The sequence below is a fragment of the Rhizobium sp. 2MFCol3.1 genome, assembly GCF_000377565.1.
Taxonomy (GTDB): domain Bacteria; phylum Pseudomonadota; class Alphaproteobacteria; order Rhizobiales; family Rhizobiaceae; genus Rhizobium.
In genome coordinates this window covers 56,508-80,627 of sequence record NZ_KB898359.1, presented here as the reverse complement: position 1 = coordinate 80,627, position 24,120 = coordinate 56,508, and the positions used below count along the sequence as shown (strand labels likewise).

Here is a 24,120-nt window from a genome sequence, read left to right as displayed (position 1 = left end):
TCAAAGCGTACAGACAACCCGAGCGTTGTACCTTTGCGCCCTCAGACTGAAGTCCCATGCCAGGAACCGCAGCGCCCGAGATCGCGTTTTCATTCGCTGGGCAACAATGAGGGTTCAATGAGCCATAACGTCTTATCCAGAGGTTTTTCGAAGTTTGCTACCACTGTTGCGGATCTTTCCGGAAAGCCTGCAACGTTCGTACTCGCGGTCGCGCTCGTCGTCGCTTGGGCGGCGTCGGGCCCTGTCTTCGATTATAGCGAAAACTGGCAGCTGGTGATCAACACAAGCACGACGATCATCACGTTCCTGATGGTTTTCGTCCTTCAGAATTCGCAGAACCGTGATGGCAAAGCGCTGCAGGCGAAGCTTGACGAACTGATCCTGAGTTCGCAGGCCCAGAACAAGTTCGTCGGAATCGAAAAGCTAGAAGAGCAGGAGCTTCGCGAGCTGAGCAAAACGCTGGCGGAAAAGGCCGAATGTGTCGAGGAAGTCGCGGAGGAGAAGGCCGAAGAGCGGGAGCGCAAGCCTGCCTGACCCAGGGAAGCCATCGACGGCCTTTTAAATGCGCTGCCTTCTGCGCTAATCCGTCCTTCGCAAACGAGCCGATAAACGGATCTCGTTACTGCTGCTTCTCTGAGCGCGCCGGGATCGCATCAAGCTCATGCAGTTGAGGGACGAACCCTGTCTTCTGTGCAAGCGCGTCGAGTAGAGCTTCTATAGTTATTTCCTTGAGCATGGGTCGTCGGCGGCGATGTCAGACGTGATAAGGTTCGATGGCGCTTGAGGTCTCAACGCTATGCCCCTCAGAAACTTTTATTGTCCGCCAGTCGCGCGAGTTCTTCAGCCTCGAGGCGCTCGACACCAATCATATGGTTTCTTGCCGGGCTGGACCGAATAAGTTCATCGACCTTGACCTGAAGTGCCGCCATGTCCCGGTTCTGGCTGTGCTGCATGATGAGAAGCAGGAAGAGGGTCACCAGCGTGCCGGTAATTGACGAGATCAGATGCCACTCCCTTGGCAGGCCGAGTGCAGTTCCGACTGCGCACCAGACGGTGACGAGTGCGGCGGCGCCCGCCAGAACAAGCCGATGTCCCGCCAACCAAACGGCGGTCTCCGACAGTCTAAGGAATGCGGCTCCGACCTTCATGCTGATAAAATGGTTTTGGAATGGAAGGGTTCCGACGCCTAAAGCATTTGGTCGATCCAAGAGAACGCGGCAGTCTTCGGGCTGACATGCGAGGGCAAGACGAAAGGTGGGGCAACTCGCATAAGAAGATCGTAGCCGAACTTTACAGAAAATGAGGATATTCGTCACGCTGACACTGCGCTCGCGCTTGAGCCGGATATTCCCAGTTGATCGCCTTCATGACACGCAGGGCAGGCAACCACCATCCTTCCTCTTCCGGGAAGACATGCTGAAACGCATCGACGCACGAAAGCCATTTATGCGCGCGAGGGCGGCACACGCCGCGGTTAAACGGCGATCGCTGTCGGCATCGGGTAGCCTCATTCGTCCTTTGATCCCATTTTCATGAAAAGGCGATGAGGTTGACCCAGCGTGACATTGAGGAAGAGGCCATCATAGCGATGATTATGATGCGGGCGAAAGCAATTGGCGAGAAGGATGCCAAGGATGCTTTGTCCTTCGATACAGACGATTGCGTGGAATTTTCTCTTGCACCACCGCTTGTTTATCATGGCAAGCACGAGGCAGGACTTCAGGCCTGGTTCGATAGCTGGGAGGGCGCGATTGGCGGCGATGTCCAGGACGTCAAGCTCACCATAGGCAGGGGCGTGGCCTTCTGGAGCGGCCTCGTCAACATGACGGGAACAAAGACCGACGGTACAATCGTGGATTTGTGGTTCCGTCAAACCCTGGGTCTGGTGAAGCTCGAAGGGCGATGGCAGGTCGCGCACCAGCACGCTTCCGTTCCATTCGCAATGGATGGCAGTGAAAAGGCGATGCTGAACTTGAGGCCTTAGCGAATAGGCGGCCGGCGATCGTTGGAGGGGCGCGGCCTCGAAGCAGCGATCTCGCCCCGCCTCGTTTAGGAGGATCGTGGACACCAGATCATTATGCAGCCACGCTCAAACTGCGGTTGATTTCGAGTTGGCAAACTCCGTCTCGATCAACAGGACCGAGCGATCTGAGGTCTCCATTACGTTGTCAGCAACTTGGCCGTAGGAGAGCCGTTCTCCAGCCCTGCGGCTCACTCCAAGCACAATAAGATTATAATTGCCGCTGCGCGCAAGGCGGAGAATATCCAGCTCTGCCGAAGATCCCTGACGCACGAGCTTTTCGGGTTTGACGTCGTAGTAAGCGGCAATGGCGTCGAGCTGAGTGAACGGATTGCTCTTGCTCGTCCCCCTGTCGGTGACCCGCGAGATCCCCACCGATTGAGGGCGCTCCTCGATAAACGTCATTGCACAGTGCCCATCACTTGCCTTGGCGAGCGCAAAAGCAAATTCTGCAGCACGCGCCGACCGCTCGGTGCCGCTGACGGCCACCAGGATGCGAAGAGCGGTGCCTCCGTCAGGCATATGGCCGCGTGAGGAAACAATCGCCGTCGTACCTGGAAATTCAAGCGAGGTTGTCTCGATCGTTGGGTGGTAGCTGCCGTCCTGCTGTATTACGGGATCAATGCCCGCAAATAGCAGATCGTGGCCCGATTTCGAAATGTCTTCGAGTGCGCTTTCCAATTCACCGCCCATGTCGAATTCTGTCACGTGAATGCCTGGCTCCCGATCCGCCGCCACAGACGTTTGAGCCGCGTGTCTCTCGAGCACATCGACAATGTTGCCATCGCTCCTTGTGTCCGTAGCCACGCTATCTCCGCGCTCAGGCTGATCTTGCTCCACGGGGGCGACATTCAGCGTCGTTACCGGCATGTTCCTCACTGCAGCCAGGAGTGCCAAGAGCCGAGCCGCAAGCTTACTATTGGATGACCCATCCACGACAAGAACAGCTCTCTCGAATTGGTTCAGGAAGCTGTCTTTTTCGAAGTCCTCGCGCTCGAGGCGGTCTTTCTCTTCCTCTCTTAGGGGAAGCCTTGCCAGTGCCCATCGCAAGGTCGGTGGCATTGCCATGGTCGTCACGACCGCCATCGCGACGATCACGGAAAATAGCTGTTCGTTTAATACTCCGACGGAAAGGCCGATCGTCGCAACGATGACCTCTGTGGAACCGCGAGCGTTCATCCCGCATCCCAGTGCCAGGGCCTCGGAGTTCGAAAGCCCACTTGTCCTGGCTGCTGCAAACGCGCCGCCGAATTTGCCAATCGAGGCGATGAGCACGACCGCCACCGTCAATGCGAGAATTTTCGGGTCTGCGAGAGTGGTCAGATCGGTCTGCAGACCTGTGAGCCCGAAGAATACCGGCATGAAGAGAGCGGTGGTCAAACCGCGCAACTGGACATCGATCTGCCTTGTCAGGATGGGCGATTCACCAACGAGTATGCCGGCCACGAATGCTCCAAGGACGGTGTGGACCCCGATTGCGTTGGTAATCATCGCCATGCCCCCCATGATGGCGATGATCGCGCTCAATACAGGCAGGTCGCTCTTGAAGTTGTCGTTGGTCCAACGAATGATCTCAAAAACGATGCGGCGACCGACGGTGAAGCTCAATGCCATGAACGCCACTGTGCCGATAACGCTTTTCATCAGCGTGAGTGGATCGACGGTGCCCGTTTTTGCCAGGCTGAAGGTAATAGCAATGATGATCCATCCGAGCGTATCGTCGATGATGGCGGACGCGACGATCAATTGTCCGATGTTGCGCCTCATGAAGTCCATCTCGCGTACCACTGAAGCAACTATCTTCACGGATGAGATCGACAGCGCCGTGCCGAGAAAAAGCGACGCGACGAGCCTCTTTTCGGGGTCGGGTAGAAAATCTGCGGGCATAAGCTGGCCGAGTGCGAACCCAGCTGCAAACGGAACGGCAATCCCGGTCAACGAGACGCCCGTTGCCGACTTTCGAAGTTTGCGAGCCAGTCCCAGATCAGTCTCCATACCCGCCAGGAGCAGAAGAAAGAGGATTCCGAGCTGACCCACTGCGTTGGTCATACTCTTTTGCGCTGCGTCCGACGGAAAAAGCTGGGCTTGTAGGTCAGGCAAGGCCAAGCCAAAAAGAGAAGGGCCAAGCAACACGCCTGCAATGATCTGCCCCATAATCGACGGCTGTCCGATCCGCACCATCAATTCTCCCAGGAGGCGACCTGAGACGACAAGAACGACAATTTGAAGAAGGAATAGCGCTTCTGAGGGTTCGGCAACCTTATGCTCGCCCGCCGCCAGGACGGGTGTGGCGAACAGAATAGACGGTAAGATTAGAGACGCTGCCAAAGATGTAGGCGATATGCGACGTTTCGTCATGTATGGGACCTAATTGAGGCGGATAGGAACGAGAGGCCCGACGAATAGTTCCCTTAAGCTTCGCCGATCTCTTCACAAAGCTCGGCGGTGGAACCACTCAGCTCTTTTACGGGTTACAGGTGTGCGGTGAAACAGAGCGCGCCAGCCGTCTAGGCAAGATGATTACATTCCTGCGATAGAGAGGAAAGCATGGGTACCAACGATAGCAACGCCACTCCGGAGCAGCGCCGGCCCAACGACGTCAACCCCGTCCCAGCAAAGCCTGAAAACGCTGACAACGAATCTTTGGCACCGACGGCGGTGCAGCCGGCAGGCAGCAAGGATGAAAGTGAGCGTCCAATCGTCAATCCAGTCACCGGCGCGGCCCTTTGAGGAACTCGTATGATCGAACAAGATGAGCTCCGCCAGCAGGTCGAATTTTTGGCCGCTGCAGCAGAAGCCGAGCCTGAGACCGTATCGGACCTCAAGTCGCTCGCAGTCCAGCTTTGGGCGAAGTTCGACGAGTTCAGCGTCGAAGATCTTGAGGACATCTTGCGAGACACTTGGCGAAGCCGGGGACTTCCGTTCAATGACAATGCTCCCTTGTGAGCCTCCCGGTTATGCTGCATACGTTAGCGGTGAGACCCTAAGGGGTGAAAGATCGCAAGCTGCTTACCGCGTAGGACGCCTGTCTTGTGCCCAGCGCAGAAACGCGCAGTCCTCTGTCAACCGCGATTACTTCACGAAGTCGACCTCGACGCCCGGCTTGACCATGCTTGCCAGTTCCTCGACGTCCCAGTTGGTCAACCTGACGCAACCATGTGATCCGGACTTGTCGATCTTGCTCGGTTCTGGGGTTCCATGAATGCCATAGGTCGGCTCTGACAGATCGATCCAGACGCTGCCGACAGGGTTGTTCGGTCCGCTCGGAAGCGTGAGCCTCTTTTTGTTCTTGCCTTGCTGAAAATTGACTTTCGGATTGTATTCATACTTGGGGTTGCGGGCGACACCATTGATCTTGTGGCGGCCCTCAGGCGAGGGGTTGTCTTGGCTACCGATTGTCGCCGGATAAGCGGCAATGATCGAACCGTCCTCGGCAAACGCGATCACTTCGCCAGCATCGCGGCGTGCTTCAATTCGCTTCACCGCTCCCGTGCGCGGTGCACCGACGATGGCGACAGCAATTGTGTCACCTGGTGCGAATTTCGATCCTGGGTTCAGCGTGCGAAGCAGGTCGATATCCATATGAAACCGCTCCGATAGCTTCTCCTGGACGCTGGTGTAATTGAGGTTTTTCATTTCAGCTTGAAGCGCATAGTCCTCAGGGATGGCCTCTACAAGATCTGCGACATCGTCCGGCTCGACCTTGTATGGGCCGATGACCTGCTGGCCGTCGGCCACACGCTTGGCGACCTCTTGATCGAGCTTGCCGTCGACCGGCAGTCGTTGCATGGCCTCGAAGGCTGCGATTGCTTTTTTCAGATTGGCGCCGTCTAGACCATCGATGACACCGGGCGACACGCCTGCCCTGTCAAGAAGAACCTGCAGTCGAATGATTGCAGGGTCTGGTTGAGGGCTTGTCTGCGCCGGATGGCCGGTTTGCAAAATACTGACGTCCGCACCATTGATGATGTCAGGTGTCAGTTCCTGCGCAGTCGCGCTATGGAAGAAGGGAAGGACGGCTAAGGCGCTGAGTGCAACGAGTTTTTTCATGTCAGTGAAAGCGTGAGCTTGCTGTTTTGTTCCCCGCACGCTTGATGCGCGGCTGCTTCATCATGCCGAGGCCGATCTCTCGTCAGCAGTTGTTTGGAGCGGCGTTCAGCAAAATACCGCGTCAACGACGGCAAACAACCTCAGGCGGCGCGGTCTTTGATATCGTCTGCGGCTTGAAGCGTTATGTCGCTGGGATCCCGACAATTAGTTGTCAGTGACGAACAGAGAGTACGTTCGTTGATCGTGGGAACCTTCCATGCTTGCGCCAAGGCGCATGTCTGCTGCCGCGTGCGCTCCCCAACATGTCGAGCACCGCGATTTGAGAAGCCCTTCACGGTATAGTCACTGACTTCAGCGCGTTTCCGAGATTCCGTACACGCGCATTGTCTTCTCGTCGATCATCGCGCACATCGATATTCGGCCATCTAAAAATCGATCGTATTTTCAGAGCTTTGCATGGAACCTTTCATCCATACCATCGTTTATGGTTGCCACGGATAAACGTGGACATGCAATAAGAGGAATCTTTATGAAGAATTTTGTCATCGCCGCCGTATCACTTGCCGCTATGTCTGGCGCTGCGTTTGCTCAGCAGCCGGCTGCCCCTGCAACCCCTGCAGCTCCTGCAACGGCAGCTGCTGGCTCTGACGCCATGATGGCCGGTCCTGGCATGACGATGGGCAAGGCAGCGACGATGCCGCTGAAGTATGTCGAGATCAAGGACACCGATCTCGTCACCTCGAAACTTGTTGGCGTCAACATCTACAACAAGGCAGACGAGTCCATCGGCGAGATTTCCGATGTTGTCATCGGTGGCGGCAAGTCGGTCATCGGTATCGTCGCCAGCGTCGGTGGCTTTTTGGGTGTAGGCACCAGCTATGTTGTCCTCGATCCGGCGTCGGTAGCGCTCAATGACGACAACGGCACTTGGAAGGCCTATGTCGATACCACGAAGGACGCACTCTCCAAGGCGCCAAAGCTCGATTACGACAAGTTCAAGAAGTAATCATTTTGCTGGCGACCGCGGATGTACCGGCGCCATGCAGACAGGAAAGGTCGGTGCGAGTTTCGCCCGGCCTTTTTTATTGACGGCATGAAGCAGCGCGAAGGTTGAGCTAAAGCTCTTCCGGCTCGCCTGCGGGTAACCGTTATAGACCCGGCGGGATGCTCGCGGGCATCCGGCGCGCCATCCCGCTCGCTGGGTCCGGCAAAGTCCCATGGTATCGCACTTGTGACTTAGAACCGAGACGATGGTCCGGCCAACGTAATATCCGCCGATCTCGAGCGGAATTCTATCGATTGCCAATGATGACGTCCTCGATCGCCTTTGTACGGTCCCAGACCAATTCCTTGTCGAACGTGGAGAACCTTACAATTTAGCGTGGATGACTGATGATAAAGACACCAATCACCGCTCTAGGAAGTCATTCACCAATCAGGAGCGCCGTGAACAACTCCAAGCCACGCACGAGACTGCGATGGCGGCAATCGAGGCCGAGATTGCGGCTCGCCGAAGGAAGACCGAAAAGCTTCGAGCGGCGCGGGAGGCCCTGGCGCGAGCAACGCTAGCGTCCGACGCGCCCGCCCGCGAAGATTGATGGAAGATTGATGGTGGACTGATCCGCAGCGCGAGGGACAGCTCAGAGGTCTCGGCCCTTGCGTTGTCCGGCGACCTCGAAGCGTGGATTTGGCGGCTGTTCTCTTTCAATTGACACATTGGAGGAAGTTGGGTGTTCGAGGGGTTTGCGCTGGACTTTATCGATGTCGGTCCTGGCAAGCTAAGGGTTCGCCATGGCGGCTCGGGGCCAGCTATCCTTTTGCTCCATGGCCATCCTCGCACGCACATGACGTGGGGTCAGGTCGCAGATTTACTTGCGCCAGAATTTACGGTTGTTTGCCCAGACCTTCGAGGCTTCGGACGATCGTTCTTGCCCGAGGATGCGAAGGATCACGTTAATTCATCAAAGCGGGCCAAGGCGGATGATTGCGTGGCGTTGATGCGTAGCTTGGGGCATGAACGCTTCTCCGCCGTCGGCCATGACCGCGGTAGCTATGTTGCGTTCCGGCTCGCAATGGACCATCGGGATGCCGTTGACAACGTCGTGGTCATCGATGGCGTGCCGATTATCGAGCACCTGGAGCGGACCGACTGGCAATTCGCTCGGGACTGGTATCACTGGTTCTTCTTCGCTCAACCCGATAAACCTGAAAGGGCAATCAACGCCGCCCCGCTGGCTTGGTACGACGCGCTGTCGCCGGATTTGATGGGCGAGGAGGCTTACCTGGACGTCGTTGCAGCGGTCTCCGACCCGCATGTCGTCCATGGCATGATCGAGGATTACCGAGCCGGACTTGCCGTTGACAGGCAAGATGAGATGGAGACCTTGGCGTCAGGTCGAAAAATAACCGCCCCCCTGCTTTGTCTTTGGTCGACGCGGGACGATTTGATCGACACGGTCGGCGATCCCTTGGAAATCTGGCGACGGTGGGCGACAGACGTTCACGGTTTTGGGATCGACAGCGGTCATCATGTCGCGGAAGAAAACCCCACCGAGTTGGCGGCGGCGATAGCCAGTTTTCTAGGGTGAGCCGAAAACCACCTCCGGTCCTTGACGGGTGCCTTTCGTGTTGGCGGCCCTGAGACCACAACAAGGTTGGGCCCACTCACGACTGTCCGTGAATAGCTTGGGCAAAGCGGAACCATCCTTGCCGACGTAAATTTTAGGTCTGTCCCATTACGAAAGGTGTTCATTCATGGCTTCCGCCAACCAGTTCGATATGCAAAATCCCCTCACTCAGTATCCACGACCCGATTTTCCGAAGCAGCCGCAGCCCGTTCCTGGCCTAGCCAACAAGATGCAGCCCGTCCCCGACCACGGTGAGGAGAGCTACAGAGGTCTCGGTCGCTTGACGGGCCGTAAGGCACTTATAACGGGCGGCGATTCCGGCATCGGTCGCGCCGCAGCCATCGCGTATGCGCGCGAAGGGGCCGACGTTGTGATCAACTACCTTCCCGAGGAGCAATCGGACGCCGATGATGTCGTCAAGCTGATCGAAGCCGAAGGTAGGAAGGCCGTGGCCATTCCTGGTGATCTGAAAAGCGAGGCATTTTGCAGTGAGCTGGTCGCAAGGGCACATCATGAACTCGGTGGCCTGGATCTGCTAGCAAACGTCGCTGGACGTCAAAAAGCGCTCGACAGCATCGAGGATTTGACCACCGAGCAATTCGACGAGACGTTCAAGACCAACGTCTACGCGCTGTTTTGGATTTGCAAGGCCGCCTTGCCGTTGATGCCGACTGGCGCGACGATCGTCAACACGGCGTCGATCCAGGCCTATCAGCCGTCGGAAACTCTCCTTGACTACGCGCCGACAAAGTCCGCCATCGTGGCGTTTTCCAAGGCGCTCTCCAAGCAGGTCTTGCCCAAGGGCATTCGGGTCAACGTGGTCGCCCCGGGGCCTTTCTGGACGCCACTTCAAACGTCGGGTGGCCAGACCCAGGACGTGATTGAAAAGTTCGGGAGCGAAGTCCCGATGAAGAGGCCCGGCCAGCCGGCCGAGTGCGCGCCGATTTATGTTTTCCTCGCCTCGCAGGAATCGAGCTATATCACCGGCGAGGTGTTCGGCGTAACGGGCGGCAACACGCTGCCCTGATGCTGACGACCCTGACCCCTCGACGATCGGACGGCTTTCTCCCGCTGGAACACTACGGTGCGATTGGAGACGGCCGCTCGGTGGCGCTCGTTGGAGCGGACGGATCCATCGATTGGTGGTGCGCGCCCGACATGGACTCGCCGCCGCTCTTCAACAGACTGCATGACGCGTCGGGGGGCAGGTTTTCGATCACGCCAAGGGAGCCTTTCTGCATCGAACGGCGCTACCGTAAACACAGCAATGTGTTGGAGACCGTCTTCATAACGAGGACCGGCTCGGCGCGTGTTACGGAATCGCTGAACAGCGGCGTAGCAGGGCGTCTGCCCTGGTGCGAGTTGGCGCGTCGCATTGAAGGCCTGTCCGGATATGTCGACTTCGATATCCATCTTGAACCGATATGTGCCGCCGGGCCAGCGCGCCGCGTCACCCATCCGAATGCCGACATTCGCTATATTGGCGATCTCGTAACAACGTTCCGCCACGACCCGGAACTCGAAATCGATGTGGACGAGGATGAACGCACCGTCGCCCGATGGACGGCACACGCGGGAAAAGCGACGTGCGTTGCCCTTCTCGTGTCCGATCGAGCACCGCTGGCTATCCCCGCTTTGTCGGAGATTGATGCCCGTATCGATCTCAGTGACCGGGAGTGGCGTCGGTGGGCGGACCAGCTTACCTACGACGGACCTTTTGCCGATGACCTCAGGCGATGCGCCCTGTCTTTGAAGTTCCTCGTGTTCTCGAAGACGGGGGCGATTGCTGCGGCAGCTACCTCGGGGCTGCCCGAACGCATTGGCGGCGAAAAAAATTATGATTATCGTTACGCCTGGGTCAGGGACGCAGCCTATACCATCAAGGCATTGTTGCGCGCCGGCTCGCTCGAGGAACCAATAGCCGCGTTCGGTTGGCTGGTGCGGACGCTTGCCAATGATGGCCCGCACCCGCAGGTCGTCTACACCTTGACTGGAGCGGAAGTCCCCGACGAAGAAATCATTGATGTCCCTGGCTACAGGGGCTCTCGCCCTGTCAGGACGGGCAACCGGGCCAAGGAGCAGATACAACTTAGCTGCTATGGCGACATCCTCGAAACCGCATCGCTATTTGCCAGGGTGGGGCACGTCATCGATCCCGACGCCGCCAGGCTGCTGACGAGGCTGGCGGATCAATGCATGGAGCGATGGACATTGAGGGATTCCGGCATCTGGGAGCTGGAGGACGAGCAGCACCACACGTTTTCCAAGATCGGCTGCTGGTTGGCGCTTTCAAAAGCGGCTCAACTCGCTCGAGACGGTCACATCGCCGGAGACGCGGATAAGTGGGAGCGCGAGAGTGAGCGCGTGAAGGGCTGGATAGACGAGAATTGCTGGTCAGAAAAACTGCAGGCGTACACATGCCACGCAGGATCCGAAAAACTTGATGCCTCGCTTCTGCTCACTACTCGTTTCGGCTTCGAGCATGACGGACGGCTTGCCAAGACGCTTGTCGCGATCGAGCGCGACCTTTCCGTTGGCCCCCTTGTGTACCGCTTTTCCGACGCCGACAGGCAAGAGGGCGCGTTCGTGGCGTGTTCATGCTGGCTGGTGGAGGCCTACGCGTTCTTGGGCAAAGTGGACCATGCCGAGGGATTGCTGAAGACCCTCCTGGAAAAGCTTGGCAATAATTTCGGGATCCTTACGGAGCAGATCAATCCCGCAACCGGTGAGGGATTGGGCAACCTTCCCCAGGGCTTGAGCCATCTTGCCCTGCTTCACGCGATCTTCTCGATCCAGGAAAACCGATCGCCAGCCGGAATACCAAGGCCTGTGTAAGACGCGATCCTTCGACACAAGGCACCTGCTCCGCTGTATCGAATAGAGATCGTCTGCAAGGAGACATGATCGAGCCAATGTCCTATTAGGCCGTCAAAAGGCATCCGACGTCAAATGCCGGCGAAATAAATGGGCGACTTCACGGTGGACTAACCGCCAGGTCTTGGGCTTGTTGAAAAGCGATGCCACATTCTAACTCAGATGGCCCGAATTTGCTGGAGCACGCCCTTGTCGCGCAGCGCGGACCCTGAAGTCGCGGGCGCGGCCAGCGTCCGTGCCTGGATGTGTTCGACGTCGTTTTCTCTTTTTTGCACATGCCGAGTAGATGGTGTGTTCCGTTTCGCGTAGCTAGGTCATCGCCTTGGCGGCGGCGTGCCCGCAGGCGCTTGCAACGCTAGTTAGGACCGTTCCCCAGATCATATCGATGATGCTCAGGCTGATGGGCCATCCCTTCAGCGTCGAGAGGTTTGTCATATCGTAGGTGCCGTATGCGGCAAGTCCGAGGACAGCCCCGTATCCGACCGCGACCCACACCGAACCCGCACCAAGCCCCGGCCGCACAGCAAGTACCACGATGGCAATCGCGAAGACGACGTAGAAGGCGGCGGCAACACCAAGGCTGGGGGAGGGAAGCATGAGATCGCCAAGCTGCTGACGATAGAAGCTTTTGGCAACCAGGCCCAGCCACACCGCATCCACGAGGAGAAAAGACAAAAGAGTGGCGATGTAGTCGATGCCGAAAGTCTTCATGTGCAGTCTCCTGGGGTTGAGCGAAGGAGGAACCACGATGAGACCGAGTTGTTCCTGTGACAATTCACGTTGACCTGAGTGGATTGAGGCCTCGACAAAAATTGGGGCGCGGCGGACGATGGCGATAGCCGTGTCTGTCGCAGGCCGTCTCCCGGTTTATCATGCGCAAGCTCCTGGCTCGCCAAGGCCATCTATCGGCGGCTTACTTAAAGGCGAATGTCAGATCAATGATCTCCACGCTGTGGCTCAGGCGATATGTGATCCCGGATGACGCGAGCTAGTTCGTCTTGGTCACGAATACGAAATTCAAAGCGAATCCACGAAGCTCTTGGCAGTCGATTGAACTCGCATGCCACCCATGTCGCAGCCGTCTCGTTCGCGCTATGCTCGCAGGACTCGATCCAGCGTCCACAGCGCTAGCGGCTCTTCGGGCCAGTTGGTTAACGTCATTCAGGTCCTCGATCTTCCCCCGACCTGCAGGTGAAGTTAGCGCCCTCCAATGTTGTTGACCCGTATGCACTGGGTCGAACTGCCACCCGATTGTTATCCACAAGAATGCGTGTCCAACAGCGGAACCAACTCGTAGTCGAGCGAGTTTGCTGGGACCAAGAGGCGAGATTGGAATGGAACAAACGAGAGAGACCTCCTTCAAAGTGCTTTTCGGCAATGCCGAAATGCGTAGACGACTTCAAACTCTCAACGAGATTAAAGACGTCCAGCCTGCGTCATTCGACTGTCTTCTAAACCGCATAAACGACGCCGAGGCGGCCAAAAGTGCTGAATTTTCGCAGGCCGACGTGCCTGCCAGGTGCTAAGGGCAGCGTCGGGTCTCGCTTGTGCAGTCCATGAGCACCGCGGAGCCGGACGAGGCGGTGGTCGAATCTGACGCTGTAATATTCTAGCAGGGCAGGGACCCATCAATCATTGCGTCCTCTCCGGATCCCGGATGCATCTGATATCGCTTCTCCAACGGTTTCAAAGTGCGGCCTCCCTAACTCTCGGAACTTTTCCGCTACCTCTCTGTTCGGGCCTTCGTTCCGGGCAGTGATAGGGAAAATGATGTCGTTCGACGACGACGATGGCGGCCTCGTCGCGGGCAGTTCCGCCATGTTGAATGCCGTGGTGAAGAGCTTCCGCGTCTACCAAGTCCCGTTTGACCATGCGGTAGCCGACGTGCTGTGCACGGTTGCGATAGCGCTAAACTCAAACGGATTTGGGGAGCGGCAGATAGCTGATTTTCTGATCCAGAATTTCAATGGGCCACTTGCGACCAAAGCCGCCGCGCCATCCTCATCGGTGTACCACTGACGGATCGGCGCCCAAAGTACGGTAATGTACAAAGCGGTTGCTCTCCGGAACGACATCGAGCACTGGTCATTTACCATCTCGAGATCGCGGCCGTGTCAAACGGACACGACGGAGATGGCGAACATGGGGATTTTTCCGTTTTCTTCCTGTGGCCAACGAAACGGCAGTCGAGCGCCCTACCCGTCCGGCGCGATCTCATCCACGCGCTTGTCAGACCCGGTGGAATTTGCACGGAAGCGTCGTTGAAATGGAAGGACTCTTAGCGAGATCACGACAGGAACGGATCGCGATGCAGACGCTTGAGGTGAGCTCCGCGTCCCAAATGCCGCAAGGCACGGCACGACGCGAGGGTTGAAAGCAGAGCTTTGCCAAAGCTGATCGGCCACCCGCATGTGAGCTACAATGAACCTTCCTGAAACCACTCGATACCAAGCGTGACGGGCATAGACGTTAGTGCCACCGGCGCGCCAGACGGGATTTCGTTATACCGAGCGTGCGACGTTCGTGCCCTGAGACGCGGACAGCAAATCGATCGACGACTGGCGAGGAACTGGGTGACCTTTCGCTGGGCTTGAGCCATCTAGCCCTGCCTCAGGCGATATATTCGATCTAAGAAAACCGAGATAACTGGGGGCCTCTGCGGCTCGTGTGAGCCGCAGTCATCCAAGACAAGGTCTCAAACCAATACGGTCCCTCGGTCTTCCGAATTGTTGTCTTGGCAGGCTCCCGTCCGGTGCTGATATCCACAACAGGTGACGAGGATGGAGTGGTGGTCCCGATGATTTGAGCATCGCGCCGCTTGGCCTCATCCTCGCGGTCATCCTCGTCGATGAGTTCCTGGAGGGTTTCGTGTGTGTCGTCGCCGGCAAGCTCGTCGGCGGCTTGAAGCCAGTGCCGCAAGTCCGCGCCCTCTGGCTGCCCTTCGTCAATCCAGATCTGGTAGGCGCGCGTCCTGATTTGCTCTTGCAAGTCCTGTCCCATTGATACTCCTTTCCGGCTTGGCGAAATTCGCGCGGTAACCGGGCTAAACATCGCCACGAGGCGATTTGCCGGACGCGTCCTTCATTCCTTCATTCGTGTCCTTATCGACCTCGGCGTCGTCCGCCGGTTTGCGCTCTTCGGATCGACGATCATGCCCGCCAGCCTGTGGCACGGGTTCTTGCTCGCGCGATGGGGTCCGGTCCGAGAAATTCTTGTCGCGTTCCATTGTCTTCTCCATGCTTGTGCCACGCTCGTGGCTACCCGGCCTTCCGGCCCTTGATTTCAGCGTTAACGCTCTTTCGAAGCGCGTCCATGATATTGACGACATTGGACGCAGGCGCAGAGCTTGCCTTGCCTTTGGTTGCCTTTCGGGGCTTCATGAGCTTCTTCTTTTCGGCGATCAGCTTCAGCAAGGCTTCTTGGATGGGGTCGCTTACCATATCCGGCGACCATTTGGCCGATTTCTTCCTGATCAGCTGCTGGACCAGCGGCACGAGGTCGGGGTCGGCTTCCTCGTCGATGTCTGCGAAATAGTTTTCCTCTGGCCGAACCTCGTCACCGAAGCGCAGCGTCCATAGAACAATACCCTGGTCGCGAGGCTCCAGCACTACGGCGCGCTCGCGTCGACCGATCACCAGTTTGGAAACACCGAGCACCTTATCCGCCTTCATGGCGTCACGAATGACGGCGAAGGCCTCGTTCCCGACGGCGTCGTTGGGCATTAGGTAGTGCGGCTTTTCCAGATAGATCCATTCGATACTGTCGGTCGGCACAAACTTTTCGATATCGATGGTTTTGACCGTATCAAGCGCAACGGCATCTAGGTCATCGTCCGTCAAGATGACATAGTCGTTTTCGCCACGGGCATAACCCTTGGCCTCGTTTTCGTCCTTGACCGGTTTACCAGTGACCGCATCGACATACTGCGAAACAACCCGGTTGCCCGTCTCCCTGTTTAAGGTATGGAACCGAACTTTTTCGCTCTCGCTCGTCGCTGGCGTCATGGCGACCGGGCAGGTGACGAGTGAAAGTTTCAGATAGCCTTTCCAGTAGTATTTCTGAGCCATGATTGCGGTCCTCAACTAGCCCTTCGCTGGGAAGCGGATTTCACAGCAGCCGCATTGGAAGCCGATCCGCGTGCAGCACGCTGACGACCCGTGCCAGCATTGGCATTGGCGGCCGTGCGTTTGGGCTTGTCTGCCGTCGCCTTCGTCAGGCCAGCGCTCTGGCGAAGTGCGGCCAACAGATCGTTTGGTTTGGAAACCTCGACCTTTTTGGTCTTGGGAAGCGATCTGCCCTCAAGCTTGGCTTTGACTAGCTCAGCAAGAGCCGCTTCATAGCGATCCTCGAATGTCGCCGGATCGAACGTGCCCTTCTTGGTCGCGATGATGTGCCTTGCCAAGTCGAGCATTTCGCCTTCGACCTTTATTTTTGGCATGTCCTCGAAAGCCCTCTTGGACGACCTGACCTCGTAATCGTAACTCATCGTCGTCGCGATCAGCCCGCGTCCGTGGGGGCGAATGAGGACGGTTCGCATCCGTCGAAACAGGATGGTCCTGGCAATTGCTGCAACCTTGGACTTCTTCATGCCATCGCGCAGCGCCGCAAAGCCTTCTGCGCCCATCTTGTCCGGCGTCAGGTAGTAGGGCTTGTCGAAATAGATGTCGTCGACGTCGGAGCAGGCAATGAAGGCCTCGATTTCCAGCGTCTTGTTGCTTTCGGGAATGGTCGCCGCCACTTCTTCCGGGTCAATGACTATGTATTGGCCATTTTCGATCTCGAAACCCTTCGTCTGGTGTTCCTTGGGAACAGTCTCCTCAGTTTCGCTGTCGATGAAGACGCGATTAACCCGGTTTCCCGAGGCCTTGTTGATCGTATTGAAGGTGATGCGGTCGGACGTGGAGGCCGCCGTGTAGAGACCCACTCCGAATGACACCTCTCCAAACTTGATGAAACCCTTCCACTGGGCACGGTGGCCAGTTGCCATGACGCATACTCCGAATCACCTGATTGCCGACTCAAGCACTGAGCGCGTGATTCGTTCCGTCACGAAGCGAATCATTTTCAACGGGTTACCCCGGCTTTTGAAGAAGATGATTCAGCTTGAAACGTACGAGGGCTGCGCGCCTGGGGGGCGGGCAGGCAGCGATGCATCCATTTGCTCTTTCCAACGTTGGAGCATGAATAGTGGTTGATAGGAGGATTTTCATGAACGAACTGGCTGGAAAATTGCGGCTCAAGCTGGAGCAGTTGGTCGACGAGTTCGTCGTGACCGGCGTAAAGGCGCCGGAGGTGCTATCGATGATCGAAGCTGAGATCGAAAATATGAAATCACTATACGATCGCGACCCTGATCCCGCCGAAGATCCCGACGTACTGGACGAACCAGCAAACGACTGGCCGGCTGCGTCTTGACGGGCGTCATGCAGCCACGATGGACGCGGTCTCGGGCTTACCCCGAGGATCACTGATCAAAATGTCGCGCGGCCATTTACCTCACGGAACCACCTGCGCTGGTCGGGTGAACAGCCATGAGGAAGCAGGTCGGCTTGAACTCATCCCGATCAACTAGGCTGGCTCTCAGTTGAGGCGGTCGAAGCGGCCGAAGCTGCGCGTGCCGAGGATTACCAAGCTCTCCGTTCGCAGCCGCGTTGCGATTGCCCTTTTATGTAACGGCAGGCGGTCCCCTCGGCCGATATGGGACCTTGGTCCGATAGACGCGTGTCGGCGCCGCACCAAATTACCGCAGCGCCGAACGAAAGGAGATAAAATGCTGTGGTGGCTAATGATGGGTTATCTCGCTGTGACCTTGACGACAATGGTCCTTCTACTTCTCATGGTCGCGCGCCACGTCTTGACCCTGAGGAAAACGGATCCTCAGAACGCCACGATCGCCGAGCGAGAGCATCGTGATGCCAGATCGATGACGCCAAACGGGTAAAACTGGGCGAACTGTCAACGCTATGGACCCCGCGAATTCGATCGTCGCGGGGTTGCAATACCAGTGGGACGGTAATCTTCACCGTTATTGACGGGTGTGTTCATGCTCGACCAGTCAGTTCAGGCGGTCGTGTGAGCAACCTCGGCGTTATCGTGAAATGAGCGCGGATCGAAATAGCCGCTTCACCGGATGTCTCCGCGAGCAATGGCTCAAAAGCTGGAGAACAAGGGTCGGTGTCGCGGCCAATTTGCATGAGGCAAACAGTAACTTTGTCGGGAGCGTAAATCATAGTCTCGATGCCGTCTCGACGGTTTTGCTCGCAATGTGTTTTCTCCGATGACCCACGCGCGTCATCGAAACTCAGACAACCATTTGTGCTTCCGCGCCGCCTTTTCCAGCTCTGGGATCGTGATGTTGCCAGCCTGAAATAGACTGACAAGGACCGCGCCAGCAAGGACGCCGTCGGCCGAGGTCGGGTCGACCTGATGCTCGCCGCACCAGCGACCAAGCACAGCCTCGATTACCTTCAGCTCTTCGGAGCCAAATGTCCTATTCAATTGAAATGTCATGATGTTGTTCCTTAGCACTGCGCGGATGCGACGCCATAGATGGACGGGTCTTAAGGATTTTCAAGCTCACTCCAGCATTATCTTTGCGGTCACCGCTCGGCTCCTATCGGCCAAGTTGGTGCTCTCACGAAACTGATGTCTTCCGACACGTGGATCGACATCGCGCCTCGATGGCAGATAAGGTCGTCTAACGTGGTGAAAGCCAGATTGACCCTCTGCACTACCTGAACTTGAAGGAACTCAGTGAAGCGTCGCTCGCCGTGCGGCTCTGCGCACCGCCGCCTCAACCGTACCGATCAGCCCTCCTGAGCACGATGCCGCCACGCTCGTCTACGGCAGTGTCGCCCGCCATCCCCTCGATCAGGTTAGCCACATCGGTCAACCTATCTGCAAACTTTTCAAGATTGAGATCACTCGCTTGCCTTGCCAGCCGGTGCAGGCACTCGGCGTAGCGCGAGGCGACTATCATCTGCCCGCCAGCCCGGCATGCATCGACGTCATTGACAAGGGCAAGCTCCTTGCTCCTCGTGGTCATCATCTTCTCCTCGGCTGTGATCGGCTACCGAGGGTTTCACCTCCCGCACGCTTTTCACCGTCGTCGAGACTACGCAGCGCGTTGAGGATGTCCTGGCAACGAATGGGACGAAGGAAGCCCGGAGGTTTCCTCAAGTGTGGATGCGAGTGGACGGCGAATAGGTCAGACGCCCACGAGGCCAGGATCGCCCGCTTTTCCGCATGGTCAAGCGCCGTTGCGAGCACGTCGCGCGGGTGGTCATAGCGCTGCCGCCTTTGAAGAATTCGTCCCGCGGAGATGGCGTCACGGCCGGATGAATTCCCCGATACGTTCCTTTCGATCGTCATTGTCTTGTCTCCCGAAAACTTTCATCAATGGTGTGAAAATCTTGAGGTGATGAATGAGATTGTTCGTCCGTTTCCGGTGTTCAAGACGGACATGGCGAGCTTAAGAAAAAAATTTGGCCGTCGGTCTTGAATCGAGAAAAACGCAAAACCAGATCATTTCGCGTCGGTCGCCAAAGAGGGGCCGATAAGTAAACGTAGACGCCGGTTTCCGCGTCTCGTCCAACTCGCTTTACGGAGGATTTGGTCATGAGAAATGAATACGACTTCGCACCCCTGTTCCGGTCCAGCATCGGCTTTGACCGCGTCTTCAACTTGCTCGCTAACTCCCATCGGCTACAAGCCGTGGAGAGCTGGCCGCCCTACGATATCGTCAAGACTTCGGAAGATAGCTACCGTATCCAGATGGCGGTCGCGGGCTTTGGTGAAGACGATCTCGACATCACGCAAGAGCGCAACGTGCTCGTCGTGAAGGCGCAAAAGGCCGAAGAACCGAACACGGGCGAATACCTGCATCGCGGCATTGCAGCCCGCGCATTCGAGCGGCGCTTCGAAATTGCCGACCACGTTCGTGTCGAGAACGCAAGCCTCAAGCATGGACTGCTCAGCATCGAGTTGAAGCGTGAAATCCCCGAGGCCATGAAGCCGCGTAAAATCGCCATCGGCGGCGAGGCCTCTGTCGCCCCGATCCAGATCGAAGGCGAAAAGCACGCTGCGTAGGTTAATAGGGTAGCAGGAATAGGGTAGCAGAGGCACCGCGTCGGCGCCTCTGCTTCAAGCTCGCCCGCACCAGGCCATCTGGTTCCGTCGCGTTCAGTCGCCCAGGTTTTGACCAGACGGATGGGCGATTTTTCGAAACCCGCGTGTGCCGTCCGCGAACGCATGGTTCAACGTGGCGCCTTTCGACGTTCCCGTTCAGCTCTTCGATGTCTCCCAGTTCGGCTGCTTTGACGCGGTGTGCTAGTTCCGTTCATCTGATCGCGCCGACACAGTTTAGACCTTCCATTGCCTCTGAAATTTTTGTACGCCCGGACGCTTGTGAAGCGCGGAATGGGAAATGTAGAGGATCGTATCCTGATTTCGCAGGTGCCCACTTCTACATCGAACTGGGTCGCGGCTTCTGATAACCTGAAGGCCGCGGGTTCAAATTCTGCCCCGCAATCATCTTTACTTGCCAGCCCCGCTGGCATGGCGGGTGTGAACGGGTTTGACCCTATCGTATTGCCATTTCGCGCCATAAGCCGCTATTTTCCTCTTGAAGGCGACAAGCCATGGCCGCCACTGTCGAACGCAAGGAGTACCTGATCTCGATGCGCCTGCCTGAAGCAGACGTCGCGATGATCGATCGTGCGGCACGTCTGCGCGGACGCTCACGAACGGATTTCGTGCGGGAGGCGGCGGTGCGCGCCGCGGAAGAAGTCGTCATGGATCAGGGGCTCATCCGTATGAGCCCGGAAGGCTTCGCAAATTTCATGGGTATCTTGTCCCTACCGGCGGCTCCTGTTCCTGAGATGGTTGAACTGGCCAGGCGGCCCGCTCCGTGGGAAGCCGGTTACAAGCCGAAACAATAAGCCGTGGCATTGTCGGTTCCAGAGCCGCTTACGGCGGCGCATGACATTTCCGAATTTTCCAGCGGCAAGCCGACACTCGATCATTGGCTAAAAACGCGCGCGCTTTCCAATCAAGAGAAGGTTTCACGGGTGTTCTTTCCAGGAGGCCGGCCGCGTCGTCGGGTATCACGGCTTGGCGCCGACCGCCGTCGTTTCCGCAATCCTGCCGCGCTCGATCCCCACCGGGCAACCACCCGATCCGGTCCCCTGTCTTCTCCTCGGCCAGCTTGCGACGGACACGGAATGGGCGGGAAGAGGTATCGGCACAGGACTGGTAAAACATGCCCTTGAGCGGTGCGTCCAGGCCGCTTATCTGATCGGCGGTCGCGCGTTGATGGTCAATGCAGTCGATCACGAAGCGGCTCAGTTCTGGCAACTGCGAGGTTTCACGCCCTCGAAGGACGACCCACTCGTCCTCTTTTGCTCCATCGCTGCAATCGCCGCATCGCTGGCTGAAGCGAGGCAGGAAAAGCAAGGCGCCTACCTCAATCCTCACGATGCCACGTCGCTTCTCGACGGCAGTTAACAACCCGCTCTGGCGGGCTTCATCCGCGTCGATCCATGTTCTCCAAACTGAGGATCCGGTGCGGCGGCCGAGGCTAAAGGCGCCTGCCGCCAGTAGCGGGGGTGGAGCCGATCAGCGGCTCGAACGTTGTCGTGCTCGCCGCCAACGCGGCGCCGGCGGTGAGGGTGTCCGGCCGCAAGCACTTACTGGGTTCTCACGAACGTTCGAGGTCCAAAGTCAGGAGGGTCGTGCGACACGCGTCTCACGCAGTCGTGCTGAGCAAGATCTTCCAAAGTCCGGGGCTCGCCATGAGCCGCGGGTCGGAGAGCGCAGGTGATGTATTTCACGGTTCCAACACGCTTCACCATCAGGCGCGGATCTCAGGGATAGCCAATCCGCACGACTGCATCGATCCCGGCCGAGATCGGATCCGTCAACGTGTCGGCGAATATTGTCGCAATGTGCAATTCGGGAAACCGGGAGGTCAGATTTCCGAGCATAGGAATGATCCGAAGACGACCAAGTGCCGTCGGCATCTTGATTCTAAGCAGGCCGCTTGGACAACCGCCTCGCTCGAGCATGTCAGCCTCGGCTTGATCGAGTTCCTTGAGGATCGCGCTGCAGCGCTCGAAGAAAAGCTTCCCGTCTCCCGTCATGGCCAGCGACCGTGTCGTTCGCTGAACAGCCGCAGTTGCAATCTTTTTTCCAATCTGGAGACACTCTTGCTAACGGCCGAAGCAGAAATGCCAAGGGACCTACCAGCCGCGGCGAACCCTCCAAGTTCCGCTACGCGGACGAATGCCGTAGTGCTACCAAGTCGACCCGTTGCCAAACGCGCATTCCTTCAGATCTGCGACCGCACGGCGTCCGCAATGGGGTGAAGCTTATTGGGAGAGAGCGAGCTGAAAGCGCAACTTGCCGGGAGATTGCGCGCTTGTCTCGGAGAAGATCAAGCCGCTGCAAGCTGAAGCGCTCGGCCCACAAAACCTGCGCATCGTCCACAAAAATCAGCTGGGCAAAGAGCGTGATATCGTCACTGTTGCCGCTGATGCGGGTCTCAAGGACATAATTGACCGACTGGCGCTCGAAGAAGACGGCCTGCGTTTCGACGTTGTGACCTATCTGAACAGCGGAATAAGGGGCGATCACCTGCAAGCTGTTGAACGCGCAAAAGCCGATTGTTATGTCCTCGATCAGTGACGAGGCGATCAGGCCGACTTCCGGGCTCATCGATGGTTGCTCGGGCCAGGAGCACAAGGCAGGGATCGCAGTTGCTATGCGCCGGCCTCAATCGGGAGAGCGCCATTGGCGCCGTTGCGCGGAGGGACTTTCGCTTCCGCCGTAACCTTGGCGCCGCCGCCATTCGCCCCGGAGAGCTTGAACTAGTGGCCGCGTTCGACTGCTCTGCGGCGCTGAAGGAAGTAATTTTGAAGGGATTCAGCATCTTGCTCGGCATTGAAGATCTTCAACAATAACTGGAGTGTGTACGGATCCTGTGGCTCGGACCGGAACAGAATGACGGCTGCCTTGCGCAGTACCTCGGCATCGTCGCGCGTCTTCGCGGCGCCATGAGCTTCTCTCAGCGTCCGGTCAAGAAGCCGAACATGTCGGTTTGCTTCATCGGCGAGCCAGCTGTTGAACTCTCGGTTTTGGACTTTGACGGGTCCGAGGAAGGGCTGATCGAGTAGTTTGAAGAGCCGGCGCAGACGCGAGAAGGGTGTAGACGTCACATCGGCGGCAACTAGCTGGATATCTGACGTTAGCAATGTACGATCGATCGAGATCTTGCTGCCCTCGAAGGATACGAAGCTCGTTCCGAGATCGCTCTGAAAGGCTTTGATTCGCGACAGGAGTTTTCGAATGGTCGTGTCGGATGCGCCGTTATCCGTCTCGCCCCACAGGAGGCGGGCAACATCGGTCCGATAGGCCGATCCCCTCGAGCGACAAAAGCTAGGCGATCAGCAACAGGCTTTTTTCGGGTAGCGAGATAGGGCTGCCATCTTCGCCAGCCAGACGCAGCGTTCCAAAGGTTTCCAGAACGAACGTCATTTCACCCCTGATTAGCGCTTTCCCGCAATCGATCCGTCTGCGACATTGCGACAGCACGCTCTGACATCATTCATCTGCGAGCACGAGTTCTGCTGTTTTCTTGGGAACTGCAACCGTCAGATTCTCGGGGTGCTTTGGGTGAAAGTTTGATTTTCAGTCACTCTGGTCGCCTTCCACTCTTGAGCGGCTTAACCTGGACCATGTTGTCGTCCACTGGAGCGAAAATATCCGATATGTCGCAGGAGAGCGCTGTAGCAATCTTCTCGAGGGTAGCGACTGTGGGATTTTTTCTCCCGCGCTCAAGGTGCCCAACATAGGAGCGCTCGATCTCAGCCGAGAGAGCTAGATCGTCTTGTGAAATTTTCCTAGCCACCCGTAACAGCCGTAGATTTATAGCAACTCTCTGCCTCGCATCCATGGCAGAGAACACAACATTTGACATTCTATGAAACCACGTATTATAGGACTACGAAAACAATCACAGCTTGAATGTTTTTGATCGTTCGCGCCGGTGATGGAGATTTTCATGGAACTCCGCCAACTATCCCTTTTTCGCGCGGTCGCCGAGGAGCTCCATTTCGGTCGGGCCGCGATAAAGATGAACATCGCCCAGCCAGCGCTCAGCAACCATGTCATGGCGCTGGAGCGGGAGCTTGGATGTCCGCTGTTCATTCGCTCCACTCGTCGGGTCGAGCTGACGAGGGCAGGGGAGACCTTCTACGATCGTGCCGTTCGCATCCTCAGCGAGATGGAGCTGACGACCGAACTGACACGGGCCGCCGGCGGCAGTCGCATCCGTCAGATCAAGATCGGTACCGTCTATCCAGCCACCATGGGCATGTTGCCCCTGTTCCTTGGGAAGATCGCCCGCAAGTTTCCCGACGTCCGCATCCACATTGCCTCAGGCAACACCGGAGACATTATACGCGGGCTGGAGACCGGACAGCTCAACCTCGGCTTCATCAGGCCGGTCGAGAACATCGGATCGCTGCGTTTCTTCTCCGTTGCCCATGAACG

General features: G+C 57.3%; 25 protein-coding genes and 3 pseudogenes. 15 read left to right on the top strand and 13 right to left on the bottom strand.

The window, feature by feature from the left end; translation table 11 throughout:
• Positions 1-117 precede the first annotated feature (117 nt).
• Positions 118-534: a low affinity iron permease family protein gene (locus tag D460_RS0115275; protein WP_018899434.1), complete on the top strand. Its 417-nt coding sequence runs from the start codon at positions 118-120 to the stop codon at positions 532-534.
• Between the two features lie 269 nt (positions 535-803).
• Here the strand turns inward: D460_RS0115275 and D460_RS0115265 are convergent, their stop codons facing one another.
• The gene (locus tag D460_RS0115265) at positions 804-1,148 is read right to left on the bottom strand and encodes a low affinity iron permease family protein (RefSeq protein ID WP_018899432.1); all 345 of its coding nucleotides are present in this window, start codon (positions 1,146-1,148) and stop codon (positions 804-806) included.
• Positions 1,149-1,588: 440 nt separating this feature from the next.
• On the opposite strand from D460_RS0115265, the gene D460_RS0115260 reads away from it, so the two are divergent.
• Positions 1,589-1,984: a nuclear transport factor 2 family protein gene (locus D460_RS0115260; RefSeq protein ID WP_245267758.1), complete on the top strand. Its 396-nt coding sequence runs from the start codon at positions 1,589-1,591 to the stop codon at positions 1,982-1,984.
• Between the two features lie 105 nt (positions 1,985-2,089).
• Here D460_RS0115260 and D460_RS0115255 read toward each other — a convergent pair whose 3' ends face one another.
• Entirely contained in the window at positions 2,090-4,378 is a 2,289-nt protein-coding gene (locus D460_RS0115255) for a cation:proton antiporter (protein WP_026283182.1), read from the bottom strand.
• Between the two features lie 189 nt (positions 4,379-4,567).
• Between D460_RS0115255 and D460_RS0115250 the strand changes: the two genes are divergently transcribed.
• Positions 4,568-4,750: a hypothetical protein gene (locus tag D460_RS0115250; protein ID WP_018899429.1), complete on the top strand. Its 183-nt coding sequence runs from the start codon at positions 4,568-4,570 to the stop codon at positions 4,748-4,750.
• A gap of 9 nt (positions 4,751-4,759) precedes the next feature.
• Positions 4,760-4,966, top strand: a complete 207-nt coding sequence (locus D460_RS0115245) for a hypothetical protein (RefSeq protein ID WP_018899428.1) — start codon at positions 4,760-4,762, stop codon at positions 4,964-4,966.
• Positions 4,967-5,092: 126 nt separating this feature from the next.
• On the opposite strand, the gene D460_RS0115240 is transcribed toward D460_RS0115245, so the two are convergent.
• Positions 5,093-6,070 carry a L,D-transpeptidase gene (locus tag D460_RS0115240; protein WP_018899427.1) on the bottom strand — a complete coding sequence of 326 codons (978 nt, stop codon included), beginning with the start codon at positions 6,068-6,070 and terminating at the stop codon, positions 5,093-5,095.
• Positions 6,071-6,599: 529 nt separating this feature from the next.
• On the opposite strand from D460_RS0115240, the gene D460_RS0115235 reads away from it, so the two are divergent.
• The 4 genes from D460_RS0115235 to D460_RS0115215 all read left to right on the top strand — a co-directional run bounded on the left by D460_RS0115235 (position 6,600) and on the right by D460_RS0115215 (position 11,532).
• Positions 6,600-7,076: a PRC-barrel domain-containing protein gene (locus tag D460_RS0115235; RefSeq protein ID WP_018899426.1), complete on the top strand. Its 477-nt coding sequence runs from the start codon at positions 6,600-6,602 to the stop codon at positions 7,074-7,076.
• Positions 7,077-7,800: 724 nt separating this feature from the next.
• On the top strand, positions 7,801-8,658 hold the full coding sequence (locus tag D460_RS0115225) for an alpha/beta hydrolase (RefSeq protein WP_018899424.1): 858 nt from the start codon (positions 7,801-7,803) through the stop codon (positions 8,656-8,658).
• Between the two features lie 166 nt (positions 8,659-8,824).
• Positions 8,825-9,724: an SDR family oxidoreductase gene (locus D460_RS0115220; RefSeq protein ID WP_018899423.1), complete on the top strand. Its 900-nt coding sequence runs from the start codon at positions 8,825-8,827 to the stop codon at positions 9,722-9,724.
• On the top strand, positions 9,724-11,532 hold the full coding sequence (locus tag D460_RS0115215) for a glycoside hydrolase family 15 protein (RefSeq protein ID WP_018899422.1): 1,809 nt from the start codon (positions 9,724-9,726) through the stop codon (positions 11,530-11,532). Before D460_RS0115220 ends, D460_RS0115215 begins: the two co-directional genes overlap by 1 nt.
• Before the next feature lie 348 nt (positions 11,533-11,880).
• Here D460_RS0115215 and D460_RS0115210 read toward each other — a convergent pair whose 3' ends face one another.
• Complete coding sequence (locus D460_RS0115210; protein WP_018899421.1) at positions 11,881-12,282, bottom strand: DUF2177 family protein; 402 nt, start codon at positions 12,280-12,282, stop codon at positions 11,881-11,883.
• Positions 12,283-13,341: 1,059 nt separating this feature from the next.
• Here D460_RS0115210 and D460_RS0115200 point away from each other — a divergent pair.
• Positions 13,342-13,590 carry a hypothetical protein gene (locus D460_RS0115200; RefSeq protein WP_026283181.1) on the top strand — a complete coding sequence of 83 codons (249 nt, stop codon included), beginning with the start codon at positions 13,342-13,344 and terminating at the stop codon, positions 13,588-13,590.
• 687 nt (positions 13,591-14,277) lie between these two features.
• Here D460_RS0115200 and D460_RS33125 read toward each other — a convergent pair.
• The 4 genes and pseudogenes from D460_RS33125 to D460_RS0115180 form a co-directional block, all read right to left on the bottom strand.
• Positions 14,278-14,571: pseudogene (locus D460_RS33125) on the bottom strand (DUF2934 domain-containing protein); the annotation flags it as partial.
• A gap of 43 nt (positions 14,572-14,614) precedes the next feature.
• Positions 14,615-14,797, bottom strand: coding sequence for a hypothetical protein (locus D460_RS0115190; RefSeq protein ID WP_018899417.1), 183 nt, complete (start codon positions 14,795-14,797; stop codon positions 14,615-14,617).
• Between the two features lie 31 nt (positions 14,798-14,828).
• The gene (locus tag D460_RS0115185; protein ID WP_018899416.1) at positions 14,829-15,638 is read right to left on the bottom strand and encodes a Ku protein; all 810 of its coding nucleotides are present in this window, start codon (positions 15,636-15,638) and stop codon (positions 14,829-14,831) included.
• A gap of 11 nt (positions 15,639-15,649) precedes the next feature.
• Entirely contained in the window at positions 15,650-16,558 is a 909-nt protein-coding gene (locus D460_RS0115180; RefSeq protein WP_026283180.1) for a Ku protein, read from the bottom strand.
• 221 nt (positions 16,559-16,779) lie between these two features.
• On the opposite strand from D460_RS0115180, the gene D460_RS0115175 reads away from it, so the two are divergent.
• Positions 16,780-16,986 carry a hypothetical protein gene (locus D460_RS0115175; protein ID WP_018899414.1) on the top strand — a complete coding sequence of 69 codons (207 nt, stop codon included), beginning with the start codon at positions 16,780-16,782 and terminating at the stop codon, positions 16,984-16,986.
• 876 nt (positions 16,987-17,862) lie between these two features.
• Here D460_RS0115175 and D460_RS0115165 read toward each other — a convergent pair.
• Positions 17,863-18,081 (bottom strand): hypothetical protein, encoded by a 219-nt coding sequence (locus tag D460_RS0115165; protein WP_018899412.1) that lies wholly within the window; start codon positions 18,079-18,081, stop codon positions 17,863-17,865.
• 283 nt (positions 18,082-18,364) lie between these two features.
• Positions 18,365-18,616: a hypothetical protein gene (locus D460_RS0115160; RefSeq protein WP_018899410.1), complete on the bottom strand. Its 252-nt coding sequence runs from the start codon at positions 18,614-18,616 to the stop codon at positions 18,365-18,367.
• Between the two features lie 572 nt (positions 18,617-19,188).
• On the opposite strand from D460_RS0115160, the gene D460_RS0115155 reads away from it, so the two are divergent.
• The 3 genes and pseudogenes from D460_RS0115155 to D460_RS33110 all read left to right on the top strand — a co-directional run bounded on the left by D460_RS0115155 (position 19,189) and on the right by D460_RS33110 (position 21,075).
• Complete coding sequence (locus D460_RS0115155; RefSeq protein WP_018899408.1) at positions 19,189-19,659, top strand: Hsp20 family protein; 471 nt, start codon at positions 19,189-19,191, stop codon at positions 19,657-19,659.
• A 551-nt stretch (positions 19,660-20,210) separates the two neighbouring features.
• Entirely contained in the window at positions 20,211-20,510 is a 300-nt protein-coding gene (locus D460_RS0115150) for a DUF1778 domain-containing protein (RefSeq protein WP_018899407.1), read from the top strand.
• A 3-nt stretch (positions 20,511-20,513) separates the two neighbouring features.
• Positions 20,514-21,075 (top strand): annotated as a pseudogene (locus D460_RS33110) (GNAT family N-acetyltransferase).
• A gap of 59 nt (positions 21,076-21,134) precedes the next feature.
• On the opposite strand, the pseudogene D460_RS36755 reads toward D460_RS33110, so the two are convergent.
• A pseudogene (locus D460_RS36755) lies at positions 21,135-21,250 on the bottom strand (alkanesulfonate monooxygenase); the annotation flags it as partial.
• A 719-nt stretch (positions 21,251-21,969) separates the two neighbouring features.
• Here D460_RS36755 and D460_RS33100 point away from each other — a divergent pair.
• Positions 21,970-22,254, top strand: coding sequence for a hypothetical protein (locus tag D460_RS33100; RefSeq protein WP_018899404.1), 285 nt, complete (start codon positions 21,970-21,972; stop codon positions 22,252-22,254).
• Between the two features lie 182 nt (positions 22,255-22,436).
• Here D460_RS33100 and D460_RS35960 read toward each other — a convergent pair whose 3' ends face one another.
• Positions 22,437-22,820, bottom strand: a complete 384-nt coding sequence (locus D460_RS35960) for a hypothetical protein (protein ID WP_155947756.1) — start codon at positions 22,818-22,820, stop codon at positions 22,437-22,439.
• Between the two features lie 440 nt (positions 22,821-23,260).
• The gene (locus D460_RS0115115; protein WP_026283176.1) at positions 23,261-23,521 is read right to left on the bottom strand and encodes a helix-turn-helix transcriptional regulator; all 261 of its coding nucleotides are present in this window, start codon (positions 23,519-23,521) and stop codon (positions 23,261-23,263) included.
• A 108-nt stretch (positions 23,522-23,629) separates the two neighbouring features.
• On the opposite strand from D460_RS0115115, the gene D460_RS0115110 reads away from it, so the two are divergent.
• On the top strand, positions 23,630-24,120 hold a 491-nt coding region (locus D460_RS0115110), incomplete at its 3' end, for a LysR family transcriptional regulator (RefSeq protein ID WP_018899400.1).

Excerpts from the sequence above, each read along its gene's own strand:
- D460_RS0115275 (WP_018899434.1), top strand. The coding sequence starts at position 118 with ATGAGCCATAACGTCTTATCCAGAGGTTTTTCGAAGTTTGCTACCACT.
- D460_RS0115265 (WP_018899432.1), bottom strand. The coding sequence starts at position 1,148 with ATGAAGGTCGGAGCCGCATTCCTTAGACTGTCGGAGACCGCCGTTTGG.
- D460_RS0115260 (WP_245267758.1), top strand. The coding sequence starts at position 1,589 with ATGATTATGATGCGGGCGAAAGCAATTGGCGAGAAGGATGCCAAGGAT.
- D460_RS0115255 (WP_026283182.1), bottom strand. The coding sequence starts at position 4,378 with ATGACGAAACGTCGCATATCGCCTACATCTTTGGCAGCGTCTCTAATC.
- D460_RS0115250 (WP_018899429.1), top strand. The coding sequence starts at position 4,568 with ATGGGTACCAACGATAGCAACGCCACTCCGGAGCAGCGCCGGCCCAAC.
- D460_RS0115245 (WP_018899428.1), top strand. The coding sequence starts at position 4,760 with ATGATCGAACAAGATGAGCTCCGCCAGCAGGTCGAATTTTTGGCCGCT.
- D460_RS0115240 (WP_018899427.1), bottom strand. The coding sequence starts at position 6,070 with ATGAAAAAACTCGTTGCACTCAGCGCCTTAGCCGTCCTTCCCTTCTTC.
- D460_RS0115235 (WP_018899426.1), top strand. The coding sequence starts at position 6,600 with ATGAAGAATTTTGTCATCGCCGCCGTATCACTTGCCGCTATGTCTGGC.
- D460_RS0115220 (WP_018899423.1), top strand. The coding sequence starts at position 8,825 with ATGGCTTCCGCCAACCAGTTCGATATGCAAAATCCCCTCACTCAGTAT.
- D460_RS0115215 (WP_018899422.1), top strand. The coding sequence starts at position 9,724 with ATGCTGACGACCCTGACCCCTCGACGATCGGACGGCTTTCTCCCGCTG.
- D460_RS0115210 (WP_018899421.1), bottom strand. The coding sequence starts at position 12,282 with ATGAAGACTTTCGGCATCGACTACATCGCCACTCTTTTGTCTTTTCTC.
- D460_RS0115200 (WP_026283181.1), top strand. The coding sequence starts at position 13,342 with ATGTCGTTCGACGACGACGATGGCGGCCTCGTCGCGGGCAGTTCCGCC.
- D460_RS0115190 (WP_018899417.1), bottom strand. The coding sequence starts at position 14,797 with ATGGAACGCGACAAGAATTTCTCGGACCGGACCCCATCGCGCGAGCAA.
- D460_RS0115185 (WP_018899416.1), bottom strand. The coding sequence starts at position 15,638 with ATGGCTCAGAAATACTACTGGAAAGGCTATCTGAAACTTTCACTCGTC.
- D460_RS0115180 (WP_026283180.1), bottom strand. The coding sequence starts at position 16,558 with ATGGCAACTGGCCACCGTGCCCAGTGGAAGGGTTTCATCAAGTTTGGA.
- D460_RS0115175 (WP_018899414.1), top strand. The coding sequence starts at position 16,780 with ATGAACGAACTGGCTGGAAAATTGCGGCTCAAGCTGGAGCAGTTGGTC.
- D460_RS0115165 (WP_018899412.1), bottom strand. The coding sequence starts at position 18,081 with ATGACATTTCAATTGAATAGGACATTTGGCTCCGAAGAGCTGAAGGTA.
- D460_RS0115160 (WP_018899410.1), bottom strand. The coding sequence starts at position 18,616 with ATGACCACGAGGAGCAAGGAGCTTGCCCTTGTCAATGACGTCGATGCA.
- D460_RS0115155 (WP_018899408.1), top strand. The coding sequence starts at position 19,189 with ATGAGAAATGAATACGACTTCGCACCCCTGTTCCGGTCCAGCATCGGC.
- D460_RS0115150 (WP_018899407.1), top strand. The coding sequence starts at position 20,211 with ATGGCCGCCACTGTCGAACGCAAGGAGTACCTGATCTCGATGCGCCTG.
- D460_RS0115115 (WP_026283176.1), bottom strand. The coding sequence starts at position 23,521 with ATGGATGCGAGGCAGAGAGTTGCTATAAATCTACGGCTGTTACGGGTG.